Source organism: Saccharomonospora iraqiensis subsp. paurometabolica YIM 90007 (assembly GCF_000231035.2).
In the GTDB taxonomy this organism is placed as follows: domain Bacteria; phylum Actinomycetota; class Actinomycetes; order Mycobacteriales; family Pseudonocardiaceae; genus Saccharomonospora; species Saccharomonospora paurometabolica.
The window spans coordinates 130,377-137,048 of record NZ_KI912225.1 but is presented as its reverse complement, the minus strand read 5'-3'; the positions used below and the strand labels follow the sequence as shown (position 1 = coordinate 137,048).

At 73.5% G+C, this 6,672-nt stretch carries 6 protein-coding genes; 1 reads left to right on the top strand and 5 read right to left on the bottom strand.

From position 1 onward, the window contains the following. A partial coding sequence (locus tag SACPADRAFT_RS0209390; protein ID WP_007025909.1) for an APC family permease occupies nt 1-821 on the bottom strand: 821 nt, incomplete at its 3' end. Between the two features lie 76 nt (nt 822-897). Between SACPADRAFT_RS0209390 and SACPADRAFT_RS0209385 the strand changes: the two genes are divergently transcribed. Continuing rightward, nucleotides 898-1,362, top strand: a complete 465-nt coding sequence (locus SACPADRAFT_RS0209385) for a hypothetical protein (protein ID WP_007025908.1) — start codon at nt 898-900, stop codon at nt 1,360-1,362. 76 nt (nt 1,363-1,438) lie between these two features. On the opposite strand, the gene SACPADRAFT_RS0209380 is transcribed toward SACPADRAFT_RS0209385, so the two are convergent. The 4 genes from SACPADRAFT_RS0209380 to SACPADRAFT_RS26630 all read right to left on the bottom strand — a co-directional run. Continuing rightward, nucleotides 1,439-3,196 (bottom strand): fumarate hydratase, encoded by a 1,758-nt coding sequence (locus tag SACPADRAFT_RS0209380; protein WP_007025907.1) that lies wholly within the window; start codon nt 3,194-3,196, stop codon nt 1,439-1,441. Between the two features lie 448 nt (nt 3,197-3,644). Next, entirely contained in the window at nt 3,645-4,688 is a 1,044-nt protein-coding gene (locus SACPADRAFT_RS0209375; RefSeq protein ID WP_007025906.1) for a sigma-70 family RNA polymerase sigma factor, read from the bottom strand. A gap of 231 nt (nt 4,689-4,919) precedes the next feature. Further along, nucleotides 4,920-5,345 carry a D-aminoacyl-tRNA deacylase gene (gene dtd, locus SACPADRAFT_RS0209370; RefSeq protein WP_007025905.1) on the bottom strand — a complete coding sequence of 142 codons (426 nt, stop codon included), beginning with the start codon at nt 5,343-5,345 and terminating at the stop codon, nt 4,920-4,922. After that, the coding region (locus SACPADRAFT_RS26630; RefSeq protein WP_040924132.1) for a DUF7782 domain-containing protein at nt 5,342-6,672 on the bottom strand (1,331 nt) is incomplete at its 5' end. The genes SACPADRAFT_RS26630 and dtd, both read right to left, overlap by 4 nt.

Below are 6,672 nucleotides of genomic sequence, written 5' to 3'. Positions count from 1 at the left end.
ACCACGGGTGCGAGCCCGGACCACGCCGTCGTCGACACCGCGTACGCCACCGGGTCGGCGTGCGCCCCGAGCGCGGCCGGGCCGACGACGAGCAGCACCGCGACGGCCACCGCGGCGTAGACCAGCAGGACCGTGCCCAGCGCCAGCGGGATCGCCCGGGGGATCGTGCGGGCGGGGTCACGCACCTCCTCGCCGAGGGTGGCGATGCGCGCGTACCCGGCGAAGGCGAAGAACAGCAACCCGGCCGCCTGCAGCACGCCGGTCGGGTCGGTGCCCGGGAACGGGGCCAGCCGGGCGGGGTCGGGACCGCCCGCGAGAAGCAGGGCCAGCACGGCGGCGCCGAGCACACCCAGGCCGACGGTCACCAGCACGCGGGTGGCCAGCGCCGAGCGGTGCATCCCGACGTAGTTGACGGCGGTCAGCACCGCCACCACGCCCACCGCGCACAACCCCCGCCAGGGCTGCCCGAGCCCCGGAGCGGCGTAGGCGACGACCGTCAGCGCCATCGCGGCGCAACTCGCGGTCTTGCCGACCACGAACCCCCAGCCCGCCAGATACCCCCAGAACGGGCCCAGGCGTTCGCGTCCGTAGACGTAGGTGCCCCCGGACTCCGGGTACCGCGCCGCGAGCCGGGCCGAGGACCGCGCGTTGCAGTAGGCGACCACCGCCGCGACCGCGAGACCGACCAGCAGCCCCGCCCCGGCGGCACGCGCGGCCGGGGCGAACGCGGTGAACACCCCCGCACCGATCATCGCCCCGAGCCCGAGCACCACCGCGTCCCCGGTGCCCAGCCCTCGGGCGAGCCGCCCGTCTCCGGTCATGCGTGCAACCTATCGGCGCCCCGGTTACGTCTGTCCGTCCATGAGACGAACACGAGCCGTTGTCACGGGAACGATCGTGAGTGCCGTGCTGCTGGGCGGCGCGGCCTGCGCGGACCAGCCCGACCGGGCCGAGGCGGGAGGTCCGGGCGGTTCCGGGGACGGCAGTGCGCGGAGCGCCCCGTCGTCGCAGGAGCTGTCCCGCTCCGCGCCGCCGGACCAGAAGCCGCCGGACGCCCAGCCGCTGCCCACGGACCGCATCGACGGGAGTGCCCTGCCCGACGGCCACCCCGTCGACGTCGGTGTGGCCGACGGCGGCCGCACCCTCCGGGTCGTCGGCATGGAGGGTGGCTGCGGGAAGGCCTCGGCCGAACTCACCGAGGCGGGCCCGAAGCGGGTGACGGTCACGCTGGTCGAGACGGAACCCGCCGACCCGGACACCATGTGCACGATGGACATGCGCTACCCGCCGCTGACCGTGGAGCTCGACGCGCCGCTGGACGAGCGGACGGTCGTGCTGGAGCACCGCAGCGAGCGGGAGTAGCGCCAGGAAGTGGCGTCCGGGCGGTGTGGCGGCCCTTCCCGTCGGGGGGCCGGGGAGGGCCGCCACATCCCGGCTCTCAGGAGCGGAACGAGATCTGCAGGACCGGTTCCGAGGTCTCGGCGAAGAAGTCGTTGCCCTTGTCGTCGAGGACGATGAACGCGGGGAAGTCCTCCACCTCGATCCGCCAGACGGCCTCCATCCCCAGCTCGGCGTACTCCAGGACCTCGACGTTGCGGATGCAGTCCTGCGCCAGCCGCGCGGCGGGCCCGCCGATCGAGCCGAGATAGAACCCGCCGTGTTCCCGGCAGGACTCGGTGACCTGCTTCGACCGGTTGCCCTTGGCCAACATCACCATCGACCCGCCCGCGGCCTGGAACTGCGGGACGTAGGAGTCCATCCGGCCCGCCGTGGTGGGGCCGAACGAGCCGGACGGGTAGCCGTCCGGGGTCTTGGCCGGGCCCGCGTAGTACACGGGGTGGTCGCGCAGGTAGGAGGGCATCTCCTCACCGGCGTCCAGCCGCTCGGCGATCTTGGAGTGGGCGATGTCGCGGGCCACGACCAGCGGCCCGGTGAGGCTCAGCCGGGTCTTCACCGGCAGCTGGGACAGCTGCGCGCGGATCTCGGACATCGGCCGGTTCAGGTCGACCTCGACCACCTCGTCGGACAGGTCGCCCTCGGACACCTCCGGCAGGAACCGCGCCGGGTCCCGCTCCAGCTGTTCCAGGAAGACCCCTTCCGGGGTGATCTTCGCCTTGGCCTGGCGGTCGGCCGAGCAGGACACCGCGATACCGACGGGGCAGGACGCGCCGTGCCGGGGCAGCCGGATCACCCGCACGTCGTGGCAGAAGTACTTGCCCCCGAACTGGGCCCCGATGCCGAACTGCCGGGTCATCTCCAGCACCTGCTGCTCCAGCTCCCGGTCCCGGAAGCCGTGGCCCAGCTCGGACCCCTCGGCGGGCAGCTCGTCCAGGTACCGCGCCGACGCCAGTTTGGCGACCTTGAGGTTGTACTCGGCCGACATCCCACCGACCACGATCGCCAGGTGGTACGGCGGGCAGGCCGCGGTGCCCAGGCCGCGCAGCTTCTCGTCCAGGAACCGGGCGAGCCGCTTCGGGTTCAGCACGGCCTTGGTCTCCTGGTACAGGAACGTCTTGTTGGCGCTGCCGCCGCCCTTGGCCAGGAACAGGAACTCGTAGGAGGGGTCGGCGTCGGCGGTGGCGTCGGTGGTGCCGTCGGCCGGGTCGGCGCCCGCACCGTCGGCACTCGTCCCATCGGACGCCGCGCCCGCGTGGCCGGTGTCCTTGTGGAACAGCTCGATCTGCGCGGGCAGGTTGGTGCCGGTGTTGCGCTCGTCCCAGAAGGTCAGCGGCGCCATCTGCGAGTACCGCAGGTTCAGGTCGCGGTAGGCGGTGTAGATCCCCTCGGACAGCGCCCGCTCGTCGGTGCCGCCGGTGAGCACGCCCTCGGAGCGCTTGCCCACCACGATGGCGGTGCCGGTGTCCTGGCACATCGGCAGCACCCCGCCCGCCGAGACGGCGGCGTTGCGCAGCAGATCCATCGCGACGAACCGGTCGTTGCCGCTGGCCTCCGGGTCGTCCACGATCGCGCGCAGCTGTGCCAGGTGCGACGAGCGCAGCAGATGCTGGATGTCGGTGACGGCCGCGTGCGCCAGCTCGGTCAGCGCCTCGGGCCGGATCTCGAGGAACCGGCGGCCTGCGGCCTCGACGACCCGCACGCCCTCCTCGGTCACCAGGCGGTACTCGGTGGTGGTGTCCGGACCGAGCGGGAGGACGTCGGTGTGCTGGAACGCGGACGTGGATTCGGGGACGGTCACAGCTGCGGCTCCGTTTTCCCTCGGCAAGGCGGTCTGATCCGGTGAAAGGGACCAGACCGTACCGCGACCGCGCCGGGATCGGACAGCGCCGGGGCGCCCGGGCGCGACACAGATCACCCACCGCCGCGGTGGCCGTGCGGGGCGGAGCCGGAGACCGGGTGTGCCGACAGGTCGGGGGCCGGGCCCACCGGACCCGGCCCCCGGTGGACGGCCGGGGACGACCGGCCGCGAGGACCCACACCTGCCAACACGGCGCCGCACACCACGGACGGCCGAAGGCCGCCCGCCCGGTGAACGCGCCCCCGACGGTCCCCCGCCCGGGGGCCGGACGTCAACGCCGCTGTCCGGGTGATCCTGCGACGCCTTCCGCCACATTTTCCGGCCGGTTGGCTACCCGGACGATGTCGGTGTCGTGCCCGGCCGGACCAGGACACGACACCGACGGGACTCAGCTGGCGTAGGCGCGGAGTTTGTCGGCCCGTTCGCCGTGCCGCAGCTTGGCCATCACCTCGCGCTCGATCTGGCGCACCCGCTCGCGGGAGAGGTTGAAGTGCCTGCCGATCTGGTCGAGTGTGCGGGGCTGGCCGTCGTCCAGCCCGTAGCGCAGCCGGATCACGTTCTGCTCGCGCTCGTCGAGCGTGGCCAGGACCCGGCGCAGGTCGTCGTGCAACAGCCCGGAGATCACCGAGTTCTCGGCGTCGGCGGCCTCGGAGTCCTCGATGAAGTCCCCGAGCGGCGCGTCCTCCTCGCTGCCGACCGGCATGTCCAGGCTCACCGGGTCGCGCGCGTGGTCGAGCAGGTTGGACACCTTGTGCTCGGCGATGCCGGACTCGGCCGCGAGCTCCTCGTTCGTGGCCTCCCGGCCGAGCTTCTGGTGCAGGTCGCGCTTGATGCGGGCGAGCTTGTTCACCTGCTCGACCAGGTGCACCGGCAGCCGGATGGTGCGGCCCTGGTCGGCCATGCCCCGGGTGATGGCCTGGCGGATCCACCAGGTGGCGTAGGTGGAGAACTTGAAGCCCTTGGTGTAGTCGAACTTCTCCACCGCGCGGATCAGCCCGAGATTGCCCTCCTGGATCAGGTCCAGCAGCGGCATCCCCCGCCCGGTGTAGCGCTTCGCCAGCGAGACCACCAGCCGCAGGTTCGCCTGCAGCAGGTGGTTCTTGGCGACCTGCCCGTCCCGCACGACCGCCGCGAGTTCGAGCCTGCGCTCGCGGGAGAGGTCCTCGTCGGTGTCGAGTACGTGCTGGGCGAACACCCCGGCCTCGATCCGCTTGGCGAGGTCGACCTCCTCCTGCGCGCTGAGCAGGGCAGTCCGGCCGATGCCGTTGAGGTAGACGCGGACCAGGTCGGCGGCGGGTCCCTGGGCGTCGAGGTCGGCCTCCTCGGCGGTGATGCCTGCGGGGGCCACGGGCGCGACGTCGTCGTCGGTGGGCATCGGAATGGTCCGCTCACCGATACCGCGGGCGGAACGTTCGAGTGTCTGGACGGACATGGTGCCTCCCCGGTCAACGGGCTGACGTGCCGCTTCGGGCACGTCCGCGTCATGCGCCGCGCGGCGAGCCTGTGGAACTCGCCCCACGTACCCAGCTGCGTGGCTGGACACCCGGATCAACGTCCCGGCGCCGGGATTCGTTCCCGCGGCGCGGCCGGTGTTGACTCCGTCACGAATCGGTAACGGGGCAGGGCTGTGGTGGGATGACCGCGCCGCTCCACGGCCGGCGGCTCACGCCTCGACCAACACCGTGAAGGGGCCGTCGTTGACGCTGTGGACCTCCATCGCGGCCCCGAACCGGCCGGTGGCCACCCGCGCGCCGCGCTCGCCCAGCCGGGCCACCACCGCGTCGACGAGCCGTTCGGCGTGCTCCGGGCGCGCCGCGGCCGTCCACGACGGCCTGCGCCCCTTCCGCGTGTCCCCGTACAACGTGAACTGGCTGACCACCAGCAGTGGGGCGTCCGCCGTGGCGCAGGACCGCTCGTCGCGCAGCAGGCGCAGCTCGTGCAGTTTGCGCGCCATCGTCTCCGCCTGCGCCGCGGTGTCGTCGGTGTGCACGCCGAGCAGCACCAGCAGGCCCGGCTCGTCGATCGCGCCGACGACCTCCCCGTCGACGGTCACCGACGCCCCGGTGACCCGCGCGGCCACCGCCCTCACCGCACGATCTCCAGCATCCCGTGCCGCACCAGCTCGGTGGCCACCGGCACCGCCGCGTCGCGCAACGTCTCCGGGTCCTCGCCGTGTCCGGCCGCGAGCAGGTCGACCAGGTCACCGAGCGGCAACGCGCCGCGGCACCCCGCCAGCAGCGCCGTCGTGAGCTCGTCCAGCTCGTGCTGCCACCCCGGCCCGTCCGAACGGTGCAGCCGCCGCACGGCCGTGGCCCACCCCTCGTCGGTGGGCGCCTCGATCCGTTCCAGCGCCACGGTGTCCGGCACCCGGAACACCGTCCCGAGCAGGTCGTGGCCGTGCGTGCGCAGCTGGTCCACCCGGTCGAGCCAGGCCGCGGCCTCGTCACCGAGCGGATCGTCGTAGGCCTGCCGCAGGTCCTCGCACACCACGGTCGGGGTGGCGTCGGTGCGGCGGAGCGTGACGAACCCGAACCCGATGCCCTCGACGTCCTGCTCGGCGAAGAAGTCCAGCCACGCCGCCGCCTTGGCCCGCCCCTCCGGGGAGCGGGGGTCGACACCGGCGTCCCGCAGCCACGTGCCGACGTAGAGCGCGGGGTCGGCCACGTCGCGTTGCACGAACCAGCCGTCGGTCCCGGGCGGCAACCAGCCACCGACCCGGTCGGCCCAGTCCTGCCCGGCGACGTGCAGCCAGGACGCGAGCAGGTGCCCGGTGCCGCCCTCGGTGAGGAATCCGGGCAGCTGCCGCACCACGAGCGCGCTCGCGTCGTCGCCCGCCAGCCCGGAGTCGCGGTAGACGTAGTCCACCCGCGGCGGGCCGACGACGAACGGCGGATTGCACACGACCCGGTCGAACCGGCGCCGGGCCACCGGGGCGAACCACTCGCCCCGCAGCAGTTCCACGTCCAGCCCGTTGAGCTCGAACGTCGCCCGCGCCAGCGCCAGGGCCCGCGCCGACACGTCGGTGGCGGTGATCCGCTCCGCGTGCCTGCTCGCGTGCAGGGCCTGGACGCCGTTGCCGGTGCCGAGGTCGAGCACGGTGCCCACCGGGCGCCGGCTGGTCGCCCGCACCAGGCTCAGCGAGGCGTGCCCCACCCCGAGCACGTGGTCGGCGTGTGCGGGGCGCCCGGACTGTTCGGAGTCCAGGTCCGCCAGCACCCACCAGCTGCCCTCCTCGTCACCGTGCGGCCGGAGGTCGAGCCCGGCGAGGACGTGGCCGTCGTCGCCCGCGGGCCGCAGCAGCCCGGCCTCCAGTGCCTCGTCCGGCCCCAGCGGTGCGAGCGCGGTGGCGGCCTCGGCGCGGGGTACGGCCTCGTTGAGCAGGAACAGCCGGATCAGCGTGCCGAGCGGTCCCGCGT